Annotated in this window: 21 protein-coding genes; 9 read left to right on the forward strand and 12 right to left on the reverse strand. The window is 57.1% G+C overall.

Annotated elements, in window-relative coordinates; genetic code table 11:
* Positions 1-244: 244 nt before the first annotated feature.
* The gene (locus ACR3E0_RS17615) at positions 245-538 is read left to right on the forward strand and encodes a transposase (RefSeq protein WP_480480149.1); all 294 of its coding nucleotides are present in this window, start codon (positions 245-247) and stop codon (positions 536-538) included.
* 370 nt (positions 539-908) lie between these two features.
* Here ACR3E0_RS17615 and ACR3E0_RS17620 read toward each other — a convergent pair whose 3' ends face one another.
* On the reverse strand, positions 909-2072 hold the full coding sequence (locus tag ACR3E0_RS17620; protein WP_480480150.1) for a substrate-binding domain-containing protein: 1164 nt from the start codon (positions 2070-2072) through the stop codon (positions 909-911).
* Positions 2073-2131: 59 nt separating this feature from the next.
* Here ACR3E0_RS17620 and ACR3E0_RS17625 point away from each other — a divergent pair, with 59 nt between their 5' ends.
* The gene (locus tag ACR3E0_RS17625) at positions 2132-2557 is read left to right on the forward strand and encodes a MarR family winged helix-turn-helix transcriptional regulator (RefSeq protein WP_480480151.1); all 426 of its coding nucleotides are present in this window, start codon (positions 2132-2134) and stop codon (positions 2555-2557) included.
* Between the two features lie 9 nt (positions 2558-2566).
* On the opposite strand, the gene ACR3E0_RS17630 is transcribed toward ACR3E0_RS17625, so the two are convergent.
* Positions 2567-3583, reverse strand: coding sequence for an AraC family transcriptional regulator (locus ACR3E0_RS17630; protein ID WP_480480152.1), 1017 nt, complete (start codon positions 3581-3583; stop codon positions 2567-2569).
* Positions 3584-3648: 65 nt separating this feature from the next.
* Here ACR3E0_RS17630 and ACR3E0_RS17635 point away from each other — a divergent pair, with 65 nt between their 5' ends.
* The 6 genes from ACR3E0_RS17635 (at position 3649) to ACR3E0_RS17660 (ending at position 10375) form a co-directional block, all read left to right on the forward strand.
* Positions 3649-4401, forward strand: coding sequence for an SDR family NAD(P)-dependent oxidoreductase (locus ACR3E0_RS17635; protein WP_480480153.1), 753 nt, complete (start codon positions 3649-3651; stop codon positions 4399-4401).
* 10 nt (positions 4402-4411) lie between these two features.
* Positions 4412-5596: an acetyl-CoA C-acyltransferase gene (locus ACR3E0_RS17640; protein WP_480480154.1), complete on the forward strand. Its 1185-nt coding sequence runs from the start codon at positions 4412-4414 to the stop codon at positions 5594-5596.
* Between the two features lie 5 nt (positions 5597-5601).
* Positions 5602-6744 carry an acyl-CoA dehydrogenase family protein gene (locus ACR3E0_RS17645; protein WP_480480155.1) on the forward strand — a complete coding sequence of 381 codons (1143 nt, stop codon included), beginning with the start codon at positions 5602-5604 and terminating at the stop codon, positions 6742-6744.
* Between the two features lie 11 nt (positions 6745-6755).
* Positions 6756-8384 carry an acetate--CoA ligase gene (locus ACR3E0_RS17650; RefSeq protein ID WP_480480156.1) on the forward strand — a complete coding sequence of 543 codons (1629 nt, stop codon included), beginning with the start codon at positions 6756-6758 and terminating at the stop codon, positions 8382-8384.
* 268 nt (positions 8385-8652) lie between these two features.
* Complete coding sequence (locus ACR3E0_RS17655; protein WP_480480157.1) at positions 8653-9597, forward strand: hypothetical protein; 945 nt, start codon at positions 8653-8655, stop codon at positions 9595-9597.
* Positions 9598-9709: 112 nt separating this feature from the next.
* Positions 9710-10375, forward strand: a complete 666-nt coding sequence (locus ACR3E0_RS17660; protein ID WP_480480158.1) for a pyridoxamine 5'-phosphate oxidase family protein — start codon at positions 9710-9712, stop codon at positions 10373-10375.
* Between the two features lie 64 nt (positions 10376-10439).
* Here the strand turns inward: ACR3E0_RS17660 and ACR3E0_RS17665 are convergent, their stop codons facing one another.
* The 8 genes from ACR3E0_RS17665 to ACR3E0_RS17700 form a co-directional block, all read right to left on the reverse strand.
* Complete coding sequence (locus tag ACR3E0_RS17665) at positions 10440-11333, reverse strand: metal ABC transporter solute-binding protein, Zn/Mn family (protein ID WP_480480159.1); 894 nt, start codon at positions 11331-11333, stop codon at positions 10440-10442.
* The gene (locus tag ACR3E0_RS17670) at positions 11330-12232 is read right to left on the reverse strand and encodes a metal ABC transporter permease (protein ID WP_480480160.1); all 903 of its coding nucleotides are present in this window, start codon (positions 12230-12232) and stop codon (positions 11330-11332) included. Before ACR3E0_RS17670 ends, ACR3E0_RS17665 begins: the two co-directional genes overlap by 4 nt.
* Positions 12225-12986, reverse strand: coding sequence for a metal ABC transporter ATP-binding protein (locus ACR3E0_RS17675; RefSeq protein WP_480480161.1), 762 nt, complete (start codon positions 12984-12986; stop codon positions 12225-12227). Before ACR3E0_RS17675 ends, ACR3E0_RS17670 begins: the two co-directional genes overlap by 8 nt.
* Positions 12987-13269: 283 nt before the next feature.
* On the reverse strand, positions 13270-13665 hold the full coding sequence (locus ACR3E0_RS17680; protein WP_480480162.1) for a nitrile hydratase accessory protein: 396 nt from the start codon (positions 13663-13665) through the stop codon (positions 13270-13272).
* Positions 13665-14015, reverse strand: coding sequence for an SH3-like domain-containing protein (locus tag ACR3E0_RS17685; protein ID WP_480480163.1), 351 nt, complete (start codon positions 14013-14015; stop codon positions 13665-13667). Before ACR3E0_RS17685 ends, ACR3E0_RS17680 begins: the two co-directional genes overlap by 1 nt.
* Positions 14015-14326, reverse strand: coding sequence for a hypothetical protein (locus ACR3E0_RS17690; RefSeq protein ID WP_480480164.1), 312 nt, complete (start codon positions 14324-14326; stop codon positions 14015-14017). Before ACR3E0_RS17690 ends, ACR3E0_RS17685 begins: the two co-directional genes overlap by 1 nt.
* 21 nt (positions 14327-14347) lie before the next feature.
* The gene (gene nthA, locus ACR3E0_RS17695) at positions 14348-14950 is read right to left on the reverse strand and encodes a nitrile hydratase subunit alpha (RefSeq protein ID WP_480480165.1); all 603 of its coding nucleotides are present in this window, start codon (positions 14948-14950) and stop codon (positions 14348-14350) included.
* A gap of 18 nt (positions 14951-14968) precedes the next feature.
* Positions 14969-16471: an amidase gene (locus tag ACR3E0_RS17700; protein WP_480480166.1), complete on the reverse strand. Its 1503-nt coding sequence runs from the start codon at positions 16469-16471 to the stop codon at positions 14969-14971.
* 354 nt (positions 16472-16825) lie between these two features.
* On the opposite strand from ACR3E0_RS17700, the gene ACR3E0_RS17705 reads away from it, so the two are divergent.
* Positions 16826-17728 carry a helix-turn-helix domain-containing protein gene (locus tag ACR3E0_RS17705; RefSeq protein ID WP_480480167.1) on the forward strand — a complete coding sequence of 301 codons (903 nt, stop codon included), beginning with the start codon at positions 16826-16828 and terminating at the stop codon, positions 17726-17728.
* Between the two features lie 167 nt (positions 17729-17895).
* On the opposite strand, the gene ACR3E0_RS17710 is transcribed toward ACR3E0_RS17705, so the two are convergent.
* Both ACR3E0_RS17710 and ACR3E0_RS17715 read right to left on the reverse strand, forming a co-directional pair.
* Positions 17896-18102, reverse strand: coding sequence for an Lrp/AsnC family transcriptional regulator (locus tag ACR3E0_RS17710; protein WP_480480168.1), 207 nt, complete (start codon positions 18100-18102; stop codon positions 17896-17898).
* Between the two features lie 79 nt (positions 18103-18181).
* A complete protein-coding gene (locus tag ACR3E0_RS17715; RefSeq protein ID WP_480480169.1) occupies positions 18182-19339 on the reverse strand; it encodes a M20 aminoacylase family protein in 1158 nt (385 codons plus the stop codon).

Below are 19339 nucleotides of genomic sequence, written 5' to 3' on the forward strand. Positions count from 1 at the left end.
CTCCGGGTCAAATATCCTATTGTTTTGCCTAGCAAATAAACCTTAGCGATCAAACATCTTTTTCAAATCTACTTTAAGTAGTCATAATCCGTTCAAACTCAGACATCTCCAACCTCAATTCAGCAAAAATCTTAACAGATCGTTAACACACCACCTCCACCAGCGGCGCAGAACCTCTCGATCGACCGACTGAAGTGGTCCTAGAAGACTGGACAGTCGGCTAATGTGTATCCCAGACCTTTGAATGGATACGAGAATGGCCAAGCGCCGCAACTTTATAGATCGGTTTGAGGCCAAGGTCGCGTTGGAAGCGCTGCGCGGTGATAAGACCGTACAAGAGATCACGGCGAAGCCTCAGTTGCACCCAAATCAGGTCAGCACATGGAAGCGGCAGGTCATCGACGGGATGGTCGATGTGTTCTCTGGCGGAAAGCAGAGCGGCCAGACGGAAGCCGAGGTCAAAGAGTTGCATGCCAAGATCGGGAGGCTGGCGACCGAGAACGATTTTTGTCCGAAGGGCTGCAGCGATGAGCCCTGAGAAGAACCGCGCGGTGATCAAGCGTGGTCATCCCGACTTGAGTAGGCATCAAAAATGCCAGACATGTCTAGGATAGAGCCCAGTTTTATTGCATCCGAAGCATGGGCCTTGAAAGGTACGGCAGTGGCGGCGGCAAACAGGCTCGCGCGTTCCAAGAAACCTCGTCTGTTCAAAGTCATGACGTCCTCCTAGATGGGTCCAATCAGTGCATCGTAGAGGGTGTTCTGCATCTGCATGATGCGATGCGCCCCCTGTTGGGAAATCCGCCCGTCAACAGGCTGTGTTATGAGTGGACTCACGATGGAAGGTTTTAATTTCCTTTTCAAGTAATTTAATTGAATTGGAAAGCAAAAGTGTTTTTATATATTGTTTACAACATCTTGAAGTCTTTGAACTGCAGGCCATCTGCGCGCGCCAGATAGATAGATCGGCGACTTGGTGACGCAGAACTGGCATAGGTCCGCCCGCTGGAATGAATCACTGGCACGGCATCACGGCTGGAATATTCGCGCCAAACGTCGCCAAAATCTCGCAGCAATGCCGCCAGAAAATGCAACCCCTCATAGATGGATTGCCCCAACCCGTTCAAAAGGGGTGCCGTGTCGCCATGCAGCGAATAATAGCGTTCCCTGAAACCGGCATTGGCAGAGGTTTGAAGCGAGCCAAAATAGGCAGAAACGGAAAACAGCCGTTCGACGTTTTTCGCACCACAGGCAATCAAACCGTTCTCTTCCAAGGCACATGACAACCGTATGATAGACCGATGAAGCCCACGGCGCCCGAACTCCCGGTTAAAGTTCACCCCGTCCTGACCGACCAGCGAAATCAGCACCGCATCTGCATCAGAGGCTTCCAATCGGTCGAGCAGACTGCTCATGTCGGAGGCACCAAAGGGGACATAGCATTCCATGGTCATCCCGGCGCCCAGCTCTTTCAGGCAGGATTTGGCATAGGAATGAGAGCTGCGCGGCCAGACATAATCGTTGCCGATAAGCGCCCATCTTTTGGGCTGATACTTGAGCTGCAAGGCGCTGATCGCGGGGCCAAGTTGCTCTTGTGGCGTCTCGCCAATCGCAAAAACGCCGGGTGTCGACTCGCCCCCTTCGTAAAGCGGGGTGTAAATGTACGGGACACGGTTGCGCACAACCTTGGACAATCGCTGGCGCACGGCACTGATATGCATACCGACAATTGCGTCGATGGCACCCAGATCGATCAGTTCGTTGATGACCTCCTCAATCGGCTCCCCGGATTCAACCGCCGCGTCAATCATGATCAGCTGAATGCGACGCCCATCTATGCCATGCCCTTGATTTAGTTGATCAACGGCGACTTGAGCGCAAGAGATACAGGATGGCGCCCAAATGCCAGCTGCACCGCACATGGGGATCAAAAGGGCCACACAGAAACTGTCTTTGCGCAAGACTTGCCTGCGCGCCCGGAAGTCCGAAAGCTCGATCGGCAGCGCAACTTTTTTTGTGAAAGCTTGCAGTGGATCCCCCCCCTTTCCTTGCGCACGCGCACGTGAAAGCACAATTGAATTTGCTTTCCAAGTCAACTAAGCTTTCGGCAGCCAACACATGAGGGAAGAAAATGACCTCCGCGCGCAAGCCATTGCAAAGCCGTATCTGTTATGTTCTGGCCGCTGCACATCGTGCCGTGAACCAGTCTTTGAATGATCGCCTGAAGGAGCACGGCATCCAGATCGAAGCCTGGCGGGTCATGGAATGCCTGAACGACGACCAGCAACTCACGATGAGTGAGCTTGCCAAACGCGCCCTTATCAACCCCCCTGCTCTGAGCAAGTTGGTTGATCGCATGGTGGCAAACGGGTTGGTGCACCGTCAGATCTCTGCATCTGACCAGCGGCAGGTAAACGTTCTGCTGACTTCTATTGGGTTGGAACGGTTGCACCAAATCCAAAACGTTGTCGAAGATCAGGACCGGCTGCTGGATGATCTGTTGGTCAGCCAAGGGGACAGCGCGACATTGAAGGATATGCTGCGCAAACTGGCCTAGTCGCAAACTTCATTCTAGTTTTCGGGCAGCGTTCAAGCTGGCGCGCATTGCATTCGGGGTCATGGAAAACCAGATGCGAAACGCACGGTGGAATGCGCTGGGTTCCGCGTATCCAAGCCGTTTGGCAATCTCGCTGATGGGAAGATCGGTCGACTTCAGCAGATGGGTCGCTTGCGATTTGTGCTTTTCGTCCTTGATCCGACGCAGCGTTTGCCCTTCGGCTTTCAGCCGTCGATGCAGAGTTGATCTGGACATGTTCAACGCCGCGCAAATGTCTTCTGTTGCAGGCCAAAGGGCATGGTCATACCCCGTGATCAGGTCTTGCACGCGACGCTTCAGGCTCAACACTGGTCGATAGCCACGCAACAATGTCTCAGGCGTGGTGCGCAAAAACACTTTCAGATCGTCCTCAGTGCGGTTCACCGGGCGCTGCAGGTACCCCGCGTCAAACGCAATCGCCGCATCGGACGCGTTGAAGGCCACGGGGCGCCCGAAAAAGTCGCCATAGTCGTTTTGACCCCGTGGCGGGGCACAGGGGAACTGGATGTGCAACAGCGAAATCCGTTCCCGCACCAACCAGCAGTTCAGCCCGTGCAGGATCAGGAAGAACGTACGATAGGCAAAAGCAGACCGTGGGCCATCCGTCTCGACCAGGCGCACCCTGCAACGCCCATTCTGAACCTCCATGACACCATAGGGCTCCTCCAGGACAATGCGCAAAAAGCGCAAGGCACGCTTGAGTGCGATCTCAAAGGTGGCTGCCCCCCGAACGGCGTGCCCCATCAGGGTAAAGCTGCCCGGCGCCATAGGCCGTTTGCCAAGGCGAAAAAACTCGTCTCCGATCTGCAAAGACATCTCAAGCCACAGCCGAGCAAAGTCTGTGGTGGTCAGCGTGTCCAGATCGGCAAGGCTGAACCCAAGGGCGTCCAGAACCGCGCGGTTGTTCACTTTGGCGCGATGGCCACATTCCAGCACTTCGGCCACAAAAACTCGCGCAATCGGTATGGTGGCATTTTGTGTCATCATGTTGAGCATTACTGGCACTGTGTCGCATGCCGTCAACCTTTATGTAACGTGTCAGGGGAGTTTTCATGACACAGACGCATCCTATTGTTGTGACTGGCGCGGCATCCGGTCTTGGCCAGGCCACATGCGCCGTTCTCGCGGCGCGAGGGCATACCATCGCCGCTGTCGACCGCGCCGAGCTAGATCCGGCGACTTTGCCGCCCGGTGCATCCGCCCACCAAGTGGACATCACGGACGCGAGCGCAGTCGACACCATGGTGGCCGAAATCCTTGAGACATCGGGTGATATTTTAGGTCTTGTGAACTGTGCTGGCATCGTCGCTGGTGGAAAGCTCGCCTGTACCAAAGGTCCGCATGACGCGGACGTTTTCAAATCCGTCATCGAAGTGAATGTGATCGGAACATTCCACATGATGCGCGCGGTGGCGGCTGCCATGCTGGCCAACGCCCCCGATGATGTTGGACAGCGTGGCGTGATCGTGAACACCGCCTCCATTGCAGCCTATGACGGGCAGATGGGGCAGATTGCCTATGCCGCCTCAAAAGGGGCAGTTGCTGCGATGACGCTCCCGGCAGCCCGCGATATGTCCAGCGCCGGCATACGGGTTGTCTCCATTGCCCCGGGTATCTTTGATACACCGATGCTCGCCAGCTTGCCCCAAGATGTGCGCAGCGCGCTCGAAGCAACTGTCCCCTTCCCCTCCAAACTGGCCGACCCGAAGGATTTTGGATCGCTGGTCGCCCATATCTTCGAAAACAAAACCCTGAACGGAGAGGTCATTCGTCTGGATGGCGCCCTTCGTATGGCACCCAGATAAGGAAATACGCATGTCAGACCCCATTGTAATTGCCGGTGCCAAGCGGACGCCCATGGGCGGCCTTGGCGGAGAGTTGAGCGCCTTGACCGCAGCAAAGCTGGGTGCTGTCGCCGCCCGTGCTGCGTTGGAGCAGTCGGGCGCAGATGCTGCCGATGTGGACGAGGTGATCTTTGGCAACGTCCTCAGTGCTGGTCAGGGTCAAGCCCCGGCCCGACAGGTTGCCTTGGGGGCCGGGCTGCCCGAAACGGCTGTCTCTACCACCGTCAACAAGATGTGCGGGTCTGGTATGAAAGCGACCATGCTGGCCTATGACGGGCTTGCGGCGGGGAACATCGACCTGGCGTTGGTGGGTGGTACCGAAAGCATGTCGAACGCGCCCTACCTGGTGCCCAAGGTGCGCGGCGGGCTGCGCATGGGCCATGCGGAGTTAAAAGACCATATGTTCCTGGACGGGTTGGAAGATGCCTACGAAAAAGGGACCTTAATGGGCGCCTTTGCCGAGCGTTGCGCAACGGATTACCAGTTCACGCGCGAGGCGCAGGATGCCTATGCTATTGCGTCGCTTGACCGCGCACTTGCCGCACAGGTGAACGGCGCGTTCGCGGATGAAATCGCCGCGACGGATGTGGTCAGCCGCAAGGACACCGCGACAATCGACAGCGATGAACAACCCCGCAACGCACGCCGCGACAAGATCCCGACGTTGCGCCCGGCATTTGCCAAAGACGGGACCGTGACAGCGGCCAACGCCTCCAGCATCTCGGATGGGGCTGCGGCACTCATAGTGACGCGGGCCTCCGTGGCGGAAGCCAAGGGTTTGACACCTTTGGCGCGCATTACAGGCCACGCGAGCCATGGAGTGACCCCGGAGAAATTTCCCGTGGCCCCAATCGGCGCGGTGGAAAAGCTGTTGGACAAGACCGGCACTGAACTTGGCGACTACGGGTTGTTTGAGGTCAACGAGGCCTTTGCCGTCGTGGCGATGGCAGCGATGAAATCTCTTGGCCTGCCTCACGATCTGACAAATGTGAATGGCGGCGCCTGCGCGCTTGGGCATCCGATTGGTGCCTCGGGCGCACGCATTCTCGTGACCTTGCTGAATGCGATGCGGCAACAGCAGGTCAAATCCGGTATGGCCGCGATCTGCATTGGCGGCGGTGAAGCCACCGCCATGTCCCTGGAATTGATGGAGTAAGCGTGATGGTTTTGGACGACGTACAACGTGCCATTCAGGACACCGCGCGGCAATTCGCGCAAAAACAGCTTTGGCCCGGTGCCGAAATGCGCGACAAGGAACACCGCTTTCCGCGTGTGGAACTCGACGAAATGGGTGCCCTTGGATTTCTGGGGATGCTCGTGCCCGAAGACTATGGCGGCATGGACAGCGACATGGTCACCTACGCCAATGTGGTCGAAGAAATCGCGGCGGGTGATGGCGCCTGTTCTACAATCCTGTCGGTGCATTCATCGGTCGGCTGTGTGCCGATTGCACGCTATGGCACAGAGGAGCAGAAACAGAAGTTTCTGCCCAAACTGGCGAGCGGTGAATGGATCGGTGGCTTTGCCTTGACCGAACCGCAGGCAGGCTCTGACGCGTCGAACCTGCGCACGACTGCCATACGCGATGGCGACCACTACGTCATCAACGGGGCCAAGCAGTTTATCACGTCCGGCAAGAATGGGGCCGTAATCATCGTGTTCGCTGTCACCGACAGATCGGCGGGCAAGAAGGGGATATCGGCCTTTATCGTGCCCACCGACACACCCGGCTACGAGGTGGTTCGTGTCGAGGAGAAACTCGGCATCAATTCTTCGGACACGTGCCAGATCAGCTTTCACGATATGCGCATTCCGGTCGAAAATCGATTGGGTGAGGAAGGCGAAGGTTACAAGATCGCGCTTGCCAACCTTGAAGGCGGGCGTATTGGCATCGCCGCCCAAGCCATTGGTATGGCCCGCAAAGCCTTTGAAGTGGCGCGTGACTACGCCGTCGAACGTCAGGCTTTTGGCGAACCGATTGCGTCCAATCAGGCGGTGTCGTTCAAACTGGCCGAGATGGCGACCGACCTTGAGGCAGCACGTGGCCTTGTCATGTTGGCCGCCAGCAAAAAGGATATCGGCGCGCCCTGCCTGCGCGAAGCGTCCATGGCCAAGCTGTTCGCGTCCGAAATGGCAGAGCGTGTGTGTTCCGCCGCGATCCAGATTCATGGAGGGTACGGATATCTAAGGGACTACCCGGTAGAGCGGATCTACCGCGATGTGCGTGTGTGCCAGATTTATGAAGGCACCAGCGAAATACAAAAGCTCGTCATCGCGCGCGATGTGATGCGCGACGTAAACTGAGGGAGGATACCATGATCACATTCGACCATATCGACCGCAGTTACGAGGCGGCCCGCAAAGACTTCAAAATCGACATCCCCGATACGTTCAATTTTGCATTTGACGTTCTGGATGTCCGCTCCAACCAGTCAGACAAAGACGCGCTGTTGGCGATTGATGTTGTAGCGGGCACAAAAACAACCCTGCGCTATTCGGATATCGCAACGGCTTCTGCCAAGTTTGCACAGGCGCTGATGGCATTGGGGCTGCAACGGGGCGATGCGGCTTGTGTCGTCATCGGGCGCAGGCCGGAATGGCACAAGGTGCTGTTTGGGTGCATGAAGGCGGGTGTGATCTCGATGCCCGGCACCAATCTGCAGACGGCCAAGGACATCGCCTATCGCATCAATCAGGCGGGGGCCAAGGCGGCAATTGTGTCGCCGCAACATGTGGAAAAGGTCGATACGATCCGCGCGGAATGCCCCACACTGGAGCATCTGATTGTGGTGGGCGATGCCGCGGGCGACTGGCTCTCGTTCGATGATCTGTGCGCGGCGCAAGATGGCACGTTAACGGCCACAGATGTGCCGCCCTTTTCATCCGAAGACACGATGATGATTTACTTCACCTCCGGCACCACCGCGCTGCCGAAAATGGTGCCCCGCAACTTTGGCTATGCGCTGGCCCATGCGGCGACGGCGCTGTTCTGGATGGACCTGCGCGAAAGCGATGTGCACTGGACGCTGACGGATACAGGATGGGCCAAGGCCGCATGGGGGATGCTGTTTCCCCAAATGCTGATCGGTGTGACCACGGTCCTGTATGATGCCCCCGGCATGGACGTGGAGGCGCATTTGAACGCAATCGCCGAGATTGGCGTAACCACGTTTTGTGCCCCGCCCACGGCGTATCGCCTGTTCGCGCAGCAGGACCTTTCCAAATATGACCTGTCATCTCTGCGCCGCTGCCTTGGTGCGGGCGAGCCGCTGAACCCCGAAGTGATCCGCTATTGGCAGGAACATACGGGCACGGTGATCGCGGATGGGTACGGTCAGACCGAAACCATCAATATCGTTGGCAACTTCCCCGGCGTGGAAACACGCAGCGGCTCGATGGGCAAACCGGTACCCGGCTTTGACGTGGACGTTGTGGACGACGCGGGCAACGTCGCTGCCGACGACGACGTGGGTCATATCGCCATCCGCACATCGGACAGTTGGCCTGCCGGTCTGTTCCACGGGTACCTGCGCGATGGAGAATTGGTGACAGAACCGTTCCGGAACGGCTGGTACTACACCGGCGACACCGCGTCGCGCGATGCGGATGGCTATTTGTGGTTTGTGGGCCGGTCGGATGACCTGATCTCGTCCGCAGGCTATCGGATCAGCCCGTTTGAGGTCGAAAGCGCGCTCCTCGAACATCCGAACATTGCCGAAAGCGCTGTGGTCGGAGTGCCGGATGAGACACGTGGTCAACTGGTCAAAGCCTTCATCGTCCTGACCGAAGGCGCATCGGGCAATGATGCGTTGGCGGAGGACATTCAGGATTTCTGCAAGAACCTGACAGCCCCCTACAAGTACCCACGCGAGATCGAATTTGTAACGACCCTGCCCAAGACGATTTCCGGTAAAATCCGCAGGGTCGAACTCCGCGAGGCCTGACCGCCTAATACGCGTAGATCTTTCCCCATGGCGTCTGCAAACGCTATGGGGTTTTTCTTTTCCAGACGTCTGAAACAGCGTCTGAGCAATATCAGGCAACAAGGTCGCACGCTGAGGTAATCAAAAATCATCCCTCCGTGGCACGGTCCCATCATGAAAAGGTTCGGTGACCTTCTGCGCGGATCGCAGCCCCTTAGTCTCCCCATTTTTTGCTGGGCGCGCCTGCGTAGAAGGCCACCGTGGCTTATTGACCAAAAGGGAGGACACCATGAACATCGTTTCATTGAAATTCACGACAGCGGCCTTGGCTCTGATCGGCGCTGCCGCAACATCAGGTGAGGCACAGTGGGAGCTGATGGATGTCGGCGCCAACATCAACACCGAATACCACGAAGGGTTCTCGGTCATGACGGCGGACGGCCTGTCGCTCTATTTCTCGTCAAACCGTCCGAACAAGAACCAGGACGCCGATATCGAAGACGGCTGGATCTTCCGCAAGGACGGGTCCGAGACCCGGTATGACATCTATGTTTCGCACCGGTCGTCGCCGTCCGAGCCGTGGGGGGACCCCACGCTTCTGCCTGACACGATCAACAGCGGTGCCACAGACCACAGCCCGGTCTTGTCCAAAGATGGGCACTATCTGCTTTTTGCCAGCGATCGCCCCGGTGGCTGCGGGTCGCTTGACCTTTACGCCAGCTACCGCGCGGATAGTACCGATGATCAGGGATGGGAACCGGCCAAGCACCTTGGGTGTGAGGAAGATGGCGGCGTCAACGGTGCGGGCTTTGACAGCTGCCCGATCCTGATGGATGACCAGTTGTATTTTACGTCGACCGCGACCACAGACCTGGGCAAGCTGGAATTCAAGCGCACGTCTTTCTCCAAGGAAGACATGACCGCCCAGGTGTCGGAAATCCTGCCCAACAGCACCCCTTATGTGGACGCGCATTTCGACCCGTTCCACGGGCTGATCTGGGCCATCTACCCAGAAGGTGGCGTGGGCGGCAGCGACCTGTGGCAGTTTGAAAACGCGCACACGGAAAGTGACCCGGCGAAATTCGTGAACCCGGTCGCGTTTGCCGCACCGATCAACACCCCAGCGGAAGAGCATATGCCCTCGGCCACTGCAGACGGCAAGTACCTTGCCTTCGCCTCAGATCGCGAGGGCGGCCAGGGTGGCATGGACATCTTCCAGGCCATGCAAAAATAAATCCTCAAAGGGCCGCGCAAGACAAGCGTGGCCCTTTTTCAATCAGGGGAAGCCAGTGCCTGATCCACGGCGTACCCGGTCTCCCCTGACATGTTCATTCAGAGAGGACCTCATGCTGACATCCAAAACATTCTATTCCGATGCCGAGCGGGACTTGCAGAAAACCTACGGCACCGAAAAGCTGGCCAACACCGTTTTTGACGCGATCCTCCGCGAAGAGATCGAAGAACCGCACATCCCTTTCATCGAAAGCCGCGACTTTTTCTTTCTGTCCACGGTCAATGCCAATGGCGAACCCACCGTCAGCTACAAGGGCGGATCGCCGGGCGTGGTGAGCGTGCTGGACCCCAAGACCGTCATCTTTCCGTCCTATGACGGCAACGGCATGTTCAAATCCATGGGCAACATCCAGGCGGCCAGCAAGGTTGGCCTGCTGCTCATGGATTTTGAAACACCGCATCGGGTGCGGATCCAAGGCGATGCGCACCTGTCTTTTGATGACCCTGAGCTGGCGCGCTACCCCGGCGCAAACTTTGTCGCGCGGGTCGATGTCACCTCATGCTGGATTAACTGCGCCCGCTACATTCACAAGCACAGCCGCGTCGAACCCAGCCCCTATGTTCCGGCCAAAGACGGCTCTCAGCCGTTCCCAAGCTGGAAGCGCATCGATTTCATGCAAGAGGTCTTGCCCGAGAAAGACCAGGCCAAAACCGAAGGCGAAGGTGGCACGATCACGATGGACGATTACTTTGAGAAACTGATGGCTGGTGAATCCTGACCGGCTCAAAACGAAAAAGGGCTCCTACCCTTCAGTAGGAGCCCTTTTTTGGATGTAAACCGTGTCAGCTGCTTTGGCCGGTTTCCAAAGCGGTCAACAGCGTTCCAAGATTATGCTCGAACATCGCGAGATAGCTGGTGGCAGGACCGCCACGTTCGGACAGTGCGTCGGAGAAGAGGCGCCCGCCAATCTTCAGCCCCGTCTCGTCCGCGACCTGCTGCACCAATGCAGGGCTTGTGATGTTTTCCACAAACAAAGCGGCGACGCCTTCGGTCTTGATCTGATCGATCAGGCTGGCAAGCTCGCGGGCCGACGGTTCTGCTTCGGTATCAATGCCGACCGGGGCCAGGAAGTTCAGGCCATAGGCATCCGCCAGATATCCAAACGCATCATGTGCTGTCACAACCGTGCGCCGTGTGTCCGGCAAATCAGCAAGCTTTGCTTTGGTGTGGGCATCCAGCGCCTCAAGCTCAGCAATGTAGTTTGCGGCATTGGCCTCTATGTCATCGGCATGGTCCGGCAACGCCTTGGACATCACCTCGGCAATGTTCTGGACGTAGATGACACCATTGGTCAGGGCGTTCCACGCATGCGGATCCGTCTCGCCATCAATCAGCAACGGTGTCACGCCGTCTGTTGCGACATGTACACTGCCGTCTGTGCCGGACTCGGCGATCAACGTATCTGACCACGTCTCGAACCCCAGACCGTTGACAAAGATCACGTCTGCATCGGCCACCGCACGCGCATCCGCGACAGAGGGTTGATAGACATGCGCGTCGGCGTCCGGCCCGACGATGGTTGTGACTATGGCGTGCTCGCCCACGACCTGCTCCACCATGTCCCCAAGGATCGAGAAGCTGGCGACAATCTTGATGTCTTCCGCACTTGCGACCGACGACAATGCAATCAGAGCGGTCGAGGCTGCGATGTTGCGTACGGAGTGCCTGAATATCATTGGGATCTCCCTATTTTTGTTGCGAAGGATGATTGATGCTTGGAGTGCGCTGTTTTGCGCGCCAACCGTGTCGCAAGGCCAAGCGGTCCCAACAGGAATGACACAAAGAAGATGGCCCCGGCGACCAGCACAATGGCCGGACCAGACGGCGTTTGCGGAAAGAGATAAGAGAGGGTCAGTCCCAGCCAGCAACTGACCAGCGACAGCACAAATCCCAGCACCAGCTGCATGGTGATCGTGTTGGACCAATACCGGGCAGAGGTCGCCGGCAGGATCATCAAGCCAACGGCCATTAGCGTACCAAGCGTCTTGAATGCAGCCAGAAGGTTCAGAACCAGCAGCAACATGAAACCCTGCTCGACCAACCACGGACGTCGCACCTGCGTTTCGAAAAACACCGGATCGCAGGTGCTGAGGATCAGGGGTCTGAGCAGAACGGAAAACGCCGCCAGCGTAATCGTCGCCACGCAACCCAACAGGACCATCGACGCGTCATCAATGCCCAGGATCGACCCAAAGAGGAAACTTTTGAGGGGGATCGCGGACCCCGCCACCGACAGAATGAAAATGCCAATGGCCAAAGCGATAAGATAAAGCGACGCAAGGCTGGCATCGCTGCGCAAGATGGTTCTGCGCGCCAGGAACGATGTCAAAAGGGCAACGCCCACGCCTGCGATCAGCCCACCGATCAGCAAGGACGCCACAGACAATCCGGTGGTCACAAACCCGATGACAACGCCGGGGGTGATGGCATGGGCCATCGCCTCGCCCGCCAATGACAGACGGCGCAGGACAAGGAAGGCACCGACCGGGGCGATGGACGCCGACAGCACGGTCGTTGCAACAAATGCGCGTTGCATAAACGCGTAGCTGAACATTTCGGCAAGGAATTCAAACATGCGCCACCTCCGCCCGACGCGGCGCGGCGTGGTCAAACATCCAGGACGCCTGACTTTCCGACAGGTACCCGTGTTCGACAAGCCGATTTGGCGTCACGACATCTTCGACTTTGCCGTGCGTGGCCGCCTCCCGGCCCAACAAAAGCGCATGGTCGCAGTGATCCAAGACGGACGACAGGTCGTGGACAACCAGCACCACCGCCCTGCCCTCGTCCCGCCAGCGGCGCGTGATGGACAGCAGATGCGCCTCGGTGCTCTGATCAACTGCGCTAAAGGGTTCATCCAGCAGGATCAGCGGAGCGTCCTGCACGATGACACGAGCGAACAAAGCACGCTGCAACTGTCCGCCAGACAGGGTGTGAATGGGTTGATCTGCGATATCCGTAACCCCGGTGGCGTCCAGCGCGGCCTCGATCCGGGCGCGCCTTGTCTTGTTCAGGTTGCCCCACACCCCCATTTCCCGCCAGGCCCCCATGGCCGCCAGATCTTTCACGCGCACGGGGAAGCGACGGTCAAATTCTGTCATCTGCGCCAGATACCCGACAACGCCGGGGCGCGTCGCAGGCCATTTCAGGTGTCCCGATGCCGGCTGAAGCAATCTGAGAAGAAGCTTGATGAAACTGCTTTTGCCTGACCCGTTTGCCCCCAACACGGCAAGGGTGCTTGCGGCGTCAATTGTCATCGACAGGTTCCGAAACAAGGATTTTTCGGAATAGCCCAATGAGACATTCTGAAGTTGTGCAACCGCGCCCATCAAAGAACCGCGGCAATCAACAAGCAAAGGAAGGCAGAAACACCAAGTGCCCCCAAAATCAGCATCGCAACGCTCAATTCGGTCAGGCAAAACCGGAATCGGATAGCTGCGCCAATGTCATGCGGCTGTTTCAAACTTCGTCCTCCCACAAAGCCCAAGTCCTCTTTGACAGTTCGCTTGAAAGACGCCTTTGCAGTACTCCGCAAAGAATTTACGCCCTATCGAATGCCGAGGTTGATGTGCGACCGGCCGCAACGCGCACTGCCGCGACCGGTCATTCTTTTCAGTGATGGCTGTGCTGGGTCCGGCTTGCGCCTTTGACGTAAACCGGGGCTTCGCCATGCACGCGTGCATGATCCGCTGTGCGCCAGTCTTCGAACGCCAGGGTCAGACCATCCTGGTTGGACACCCGCTTTTGCACGACCAGCTTTTCCAAAGCACCCAGCCAATGCATGTAATATGTGTCGCCCAGATCCGGATCCCCATCTGCCTGCGCCAGCTTGATCTCACCTGACAGCGCTTCGCACCACTCGGTCCAGGTAAAGATTTTCGCGTCGGCCAGCTGCAAGGTCATGGCAAACGCACGGGCCTGCCATGGTTCCTTGAACACCGGCCCTTCATCATCGCGCGGGATAGATGGCGTCTGACGCAGCATATGTTGAGAAATGTGCTGAGCCATCAGATCTTGTCCATGTATTCGTCAAACATGTCGATATAGAGGTAATCCGTATCGCTATACGCATCCCCCCATAGCTCACGCATGGTGAATTTCACGGAATAGCAGTTCTGATGCCCCTCTTTGCCATGGGCCACGGCATCGTTGAAGTGGAACACCCCATGGTGCATGTTCACCACGCCCTGCTTGCCACGAACGTAACGCGCAAGGCGGGTGTGGGTATGGGGGTGGTTGTTCTTCATCTGGACAGTATCACCCACCGCAAACTTGACTGGTACATTCACGCCGGTGACGCGGGTGGACGCACCCGTGGCTACAAGCCCCGGTACAATTTCAGGTGTCAAAGCCGCCATCAGTTCACCTCCTTGCGCATTTCTTCCATGCGCTGTTCGAGCTCTTGCTTGGTCACAGCGCCGCTTTCATGCAGAAGCGTCTGAAAGGATTCGAGCCAGTGCTCGTAATAGGACCCTTCAAGGTAATGCCGGTTGCCCATCCGCTCCATCGCGTGACGGAACGCATCGACGTTGATCTGACCGCCCGCAAACAGGCAGAAGAACCAGCCAAAAACGCGTTCTTCCCATTCATAGTGAAAGATCTCTTCGTTCGGGTTGGGATTGATCGGGCCAAAACCCTCCATCCCGCCCATGTCATGGATCGAGTTCATGTTGTTATCCTCCCGATTTGATTACGCTGGTGCGTCTGCGAACCGAACCCCGATCATGGAATCGCGGTTGACCAGCTTGGCAAGGTCATCCTCGCTCATCCCTTCGGTGCCCGCAGGGCGTTGGGGCAGAACGAGGTATCGCAATTCTGCATTGCTGTCCCAGACGTGGATTTCGGTATCTTCAGGCAGTTCGGTGCCAAACTCTTCCAGCACGCCGCGCGGGTCCTTCACAGCACGCGACCGGTATGGCGCCGCCTTGTACCAGATCGGCGGCAGGCCCAGGGTTGGCCACGGGTAGCAGGAACACAGGGTGCAGACGACCATGTTGTGAGTCTTGTCAGTGTTCTCGACCACGACCATGTCCTCGCCCTGAACGCCCGAAAAGCCAAGCTCGGCAATGGCTTCTGTCGGCGTTTCCAACAGACGCTTTTTGTATTCTGGATCGGTCCAGGCTTTTGCAACGACCCTCGCGCCATTGCGCGGACCAATCTTGGTCTCATATGTGTCGACCAACAGGTCAATGGCTGCGGGATCAACCAGGTCTTTTTCAACCAGAATGGATTCCAGTGCCCGAACCCTCAGTTCGGTATCGGGCAGTGGATCGTAGTGATGATCATGTGGCATTGTTGCTCTCCCTTGTGCTTATTTGGATGCAGATGCGTAGGCATCCGCGACTTGATAGATTGTCTTTTCATCCCAGTGCTTTCCGACCAGCATGGCCCCCACAGGCAAACCATCGTTCATGCCGCATGGCAGGGACATGGCCGGGTGGCCGGTGGCGTTGAACGGGGCCGTGTTCGGGATCATCTCGAACGCGCGCTGCAGATACAGCGCAAGCGGCGCATCCGGGTCAGGCAAGGGTGTCGCCTTCATCGGCGTTGTCGGCATCAGCAACACGTCGCATTCAGCCAAAGCCGCATCATAAGCCGCCGTCAAACGGCGCAGGATGTTCATTGATTTCGCGTAGTAGCGGCCGCGATATTGGCGGATGAAATACTCCCCCACGAACATCGAGATTTTCAGCGAATCCGACAGCTCGTCCGCGCGGTCGCGCCAGGCCGAATGCGCATCAAGCAAGCTGGTGGTATAGAGACCCTTCCAGTTCATGCCCATGCCATTGCCGTGCATCATCTGCCATTGCAGACCTTCCAGCGTGATCGGGGTCCAGATGACGGGACCCATCAGGTGCATCGGGACCGAGATTTCCTGCACATCGGCACCCAGATCCTTGAGCTTCTTGCTCATGTCCATGACGGACTTGTCGACATCCTCTTCGCTGGACGCGAGGCCAAAACCCTCTTTCAGCACACCGATTTTCAAACCTTTGACGCCTTTGCCCAAGGCATCGGTGTATTTGTCGGTTTTCACGTCATATTGGCGTGGGTCCAGCCCATCCGCACCGGCCAGAACCTCAAGGAAAAGCGCGTTGTCCTCGACCGAATTGGTGATGGGGCCCAAGTGGTCAATTGTCGCCTCAATCGGCATCGCGCCGGTATAGGGCACAAGGCCATGGGTGCCTTTCATCCCATAGGTACCGCTGAACGATGACGGCAACCGGATGGAACCGCCCTGATCCCCGCCGATGGCCATGTCTGCCTCTTCCAGGGCAACAACAACTGCGCTGCCCGAAGACGATCCGCCTGACGCGTACCCCATTTTGTGTGGGTTGTGCACGGGCCCCGTTGCATTGGTGTGCGACCCGCCCGACAGGCAGTAGAACTCGCAATGCGTTTTGCCCACAATGGTTGCACCTGCATCCAGAGACCGGGTCACGACAGTGGCGTCCAGGTCCGGCGTATACCCCTCCAGGATTGACGCTCCGTTCATCAGCGGAACACCGGCGACACACACATTGTCCTTGACCGCGACGGTCTTGCCTTTCAGCGGTCCTTCGGACGCGCCTTTGATATCCGTCTTCACATACCAGGCATTCCGCTCATTTTCCTCGGCGGGTGGGCGATATCCCGGCGTGCGCGGATACTGCACAACCGGTTTTTCATCAGGCATCGATTCGATCAGGTCATAGGCCTGAAAGTTCGGCTCCATACATTCCAAAAACTCAGCGACGCGGTCTTGCGTCATGGTCATTCCAAGATCGGCGACAATCTCATGAAGTTGCTCCACGGTTGGGCGCTTGATGGTCATTTTGGAGGATCTCCCTGTCTTTTCTGGTCAGCGACTTGGGCCGCTGCGGAGTGTCAAAGGTGCAGCAATGCGTGCGCGTTGCGTGCAACTCAGGACAGAGCATCAGCAGATTTACTTTCCAATTCAAGTAAAAATACTTTCCGCTTCAAGTTTTTTTATGACATGATGTCGCACAAGATGTCCGAAAGGGTGGTACATACACGTCTTGTGATCTTGTCTCGGAGCGCTTGGCTTTTGTCCGATGTTGCTCATTTCTGGTGAGCGCGTAGCCCCTTGGGATTGGGCAATGCAGGATCACACAAGGTCATACCGGCGAACCTGCCACCCTGTTTTGAGTGAAAAAAGGAGCGAGTCATGTATATCGACGGCCATAGCGAAGAAAAATACACGACCGGCACACAGCTGATGTCGAGTGTGGACCGCAATTGGTCGACGGTTCTGGCAGAGACCTGGCAACACAAAGCGGGCGATCTGCCTGACACCCTGCCGCGCGACACGGAAATTGCGATCTTGCTGTCCGGCACCTCAAAGGTGCGCCGCAAAGGCGATGGGCAAACGCAGATCAGCGAGGGACAAACCGGCACTATCTGGTTGTGCCCCGCAGGGATCGAAGAACGCAACATCCGCATTTACGACGATATGGACGAGGTGCTGCACATCTTCCTGCCTGCCGTTCCATTCAATCAAATGGCGGTGTCCGAGTTCGACATGGACGTCACGGGCCAAAACCTGCGCTACGAGGGCGGGTTTCAGGATGAATTTATCCACCAGCTTGGCAGGGCGATTTTAGATGAGCTGAAAAGCCCAAGCCCCGTGGGCGCGCTGCGTATTGAGACAATCGGCGCATGCCTCACGACCCATCTGATGAGCAGGTATGCAAGCGGACCCAGAAAGGCACAGCTTATCCCGGCAAGAAATGGTGCGCTTGACCAACGGCGCCTGCGCCGCGTCATCGAATATGTCGAGGCGCATCTTGCAACACGCATCACACTGGAAGACTTGGCGAACGTGTCTTGCCTAAGTCGCCATCACTTCGCCCGATCCTTCAAAAAAGCCACCGGCAAGACCCCGCAACTCTATGTGCTTGATCAAAGGCTCAGTCATTCAAAAAAACTCCTCAGTGCAGGTCATTTAAGCCTGACGGAAGCCGCAATTGAAGCAGGCTTCGCGAACCAGGCCCACTTCTCCCGAGTATTCAAGCAACACACGGGTATGACGCCCGGCCAGTACCGACGCAAGTCGACCTACGTACAATAGAGCACCGCCATACGTCCCGATCACGGCCAAATCGTCCCAGTTCCAAGGGCACAGTGACGCTACAATTGGTCAAAACGCGAGTTTTGCTGACGGTCAGAAATCGAGAGATACAAACGAATGGCGGCGTACCCCGATTGGATGATCCGATTTGTTATTACGGTCAGGAGTCACAGGCAGTAAATGACGCGAGCTGCGGGGGCGGAGATGGCGACGCGGTTCTTCACAATACCATCGGCTTCTAGACGCTTGATCCGCCGCCAACAGGCGTTGCGGCACAGGTTCACACCTTCAGCGAGCGTATCGAGTTTGAGGGATGAGCCCTGCTGTAGCAACGTCAGAAGCTTGCGATCCACCTCATAAAAGTTTGGTGTCATGAGTGGTGAGATGCACTCGCGCCTGACAAGTCGCAGCTGACAAAATCGGACCGCACTGACTCCGGACATGCCCCTGCTCTTAAGTCAGGGGCATTTGTTGCTCCACCAACGCAACCCAGTAGCCCGCGCCGATCGGTAACGTATCGTCATTGAAATCATAGTTCGGATGGTGGAGCGCTGCGGTATCACCATTCCCGATCAACATCATCGCACCCGGTTTGCGTTGCAGCATGAATGCAAAGTCTTCCCCGCCCAAAAGGGGTTTCTTTTCCGGTTCGACGGCGGTTTGACCGACCAGAGATGTTGCGGCCTGGATCGCCCTCTGCGTCGCGTTGGTGTCGTTCACCGTGACCGGATAGAGTCGGGAATAGGTTAGGCTTGCTTTGGCACCGAAGGCACCGGCGATCCCTGAGGTCAGTCGGTCCAGTCGTTGTTCTACATGGGCGCGAACATCTTCGTTAAGGGTTCTTGCGGTCCCAAACATGTCCACGGTGGGCGGAATGACATTGAATGCGTCGCCTGCATGAATTGAGGTCACGGATATCACGGCGTTTTCGATCGGGTCTATATTGCGAGACACGATGGTCTGGATGCCCTGAATCAGGGCTGCAGATATTGGTATGGGGTCAATCGTGGTTTCGGGCATGGCGGCATGGCCACCTTGCCCCTTGATCTCGATCCGGATTTCATCGACGGAACCCATGATAGGGCCGGGTGTGGTGGCAAATTGGCCCACTGGCAAGCCTGGGAAATTGTGCAGGCCGTAGACCTCGTCACAGGGCCATGTTTCAAAAAGACCATCGTCAATCATAGCTTTTCCACCCGCGCCGCCCTCCTCGGCCGGTTGGAAGATCAGCACTGCGGTTCCATTGAAGGAGCGGGTTTTTACAAGGTGGTGCGCGGCGGCCAAGAGCATCGCCGTGTGTCCGTCATGGCCGCATGCATGCATTTTGCCTTCAGATTTTGATGCCCAGGGCTTTCCACTGGTCTCTGCGATAGGTAACGCATCCATGTCTGCGCGCAGGCCAATCATTTTCTCCGATGTGTTGGTCTTGCCCTCAATGACAGCGACGACGCCGGTGCGACCAATACCTTCGAAGACATCGTCAACGCCAATTCGACGCAGACAGGATGCGACTTTGGCCGCAGTTCTTGGCAGGTCATACAAGAGCTCTGGAGTCTGATGGAGATCTCGTCTGAGGCTGACGAACTCGGAGATTTCTGTTTCGGTGAACAT

It is taken from the genome of Ruegeria sp. AJ12 (assembly GCF_056536245.1).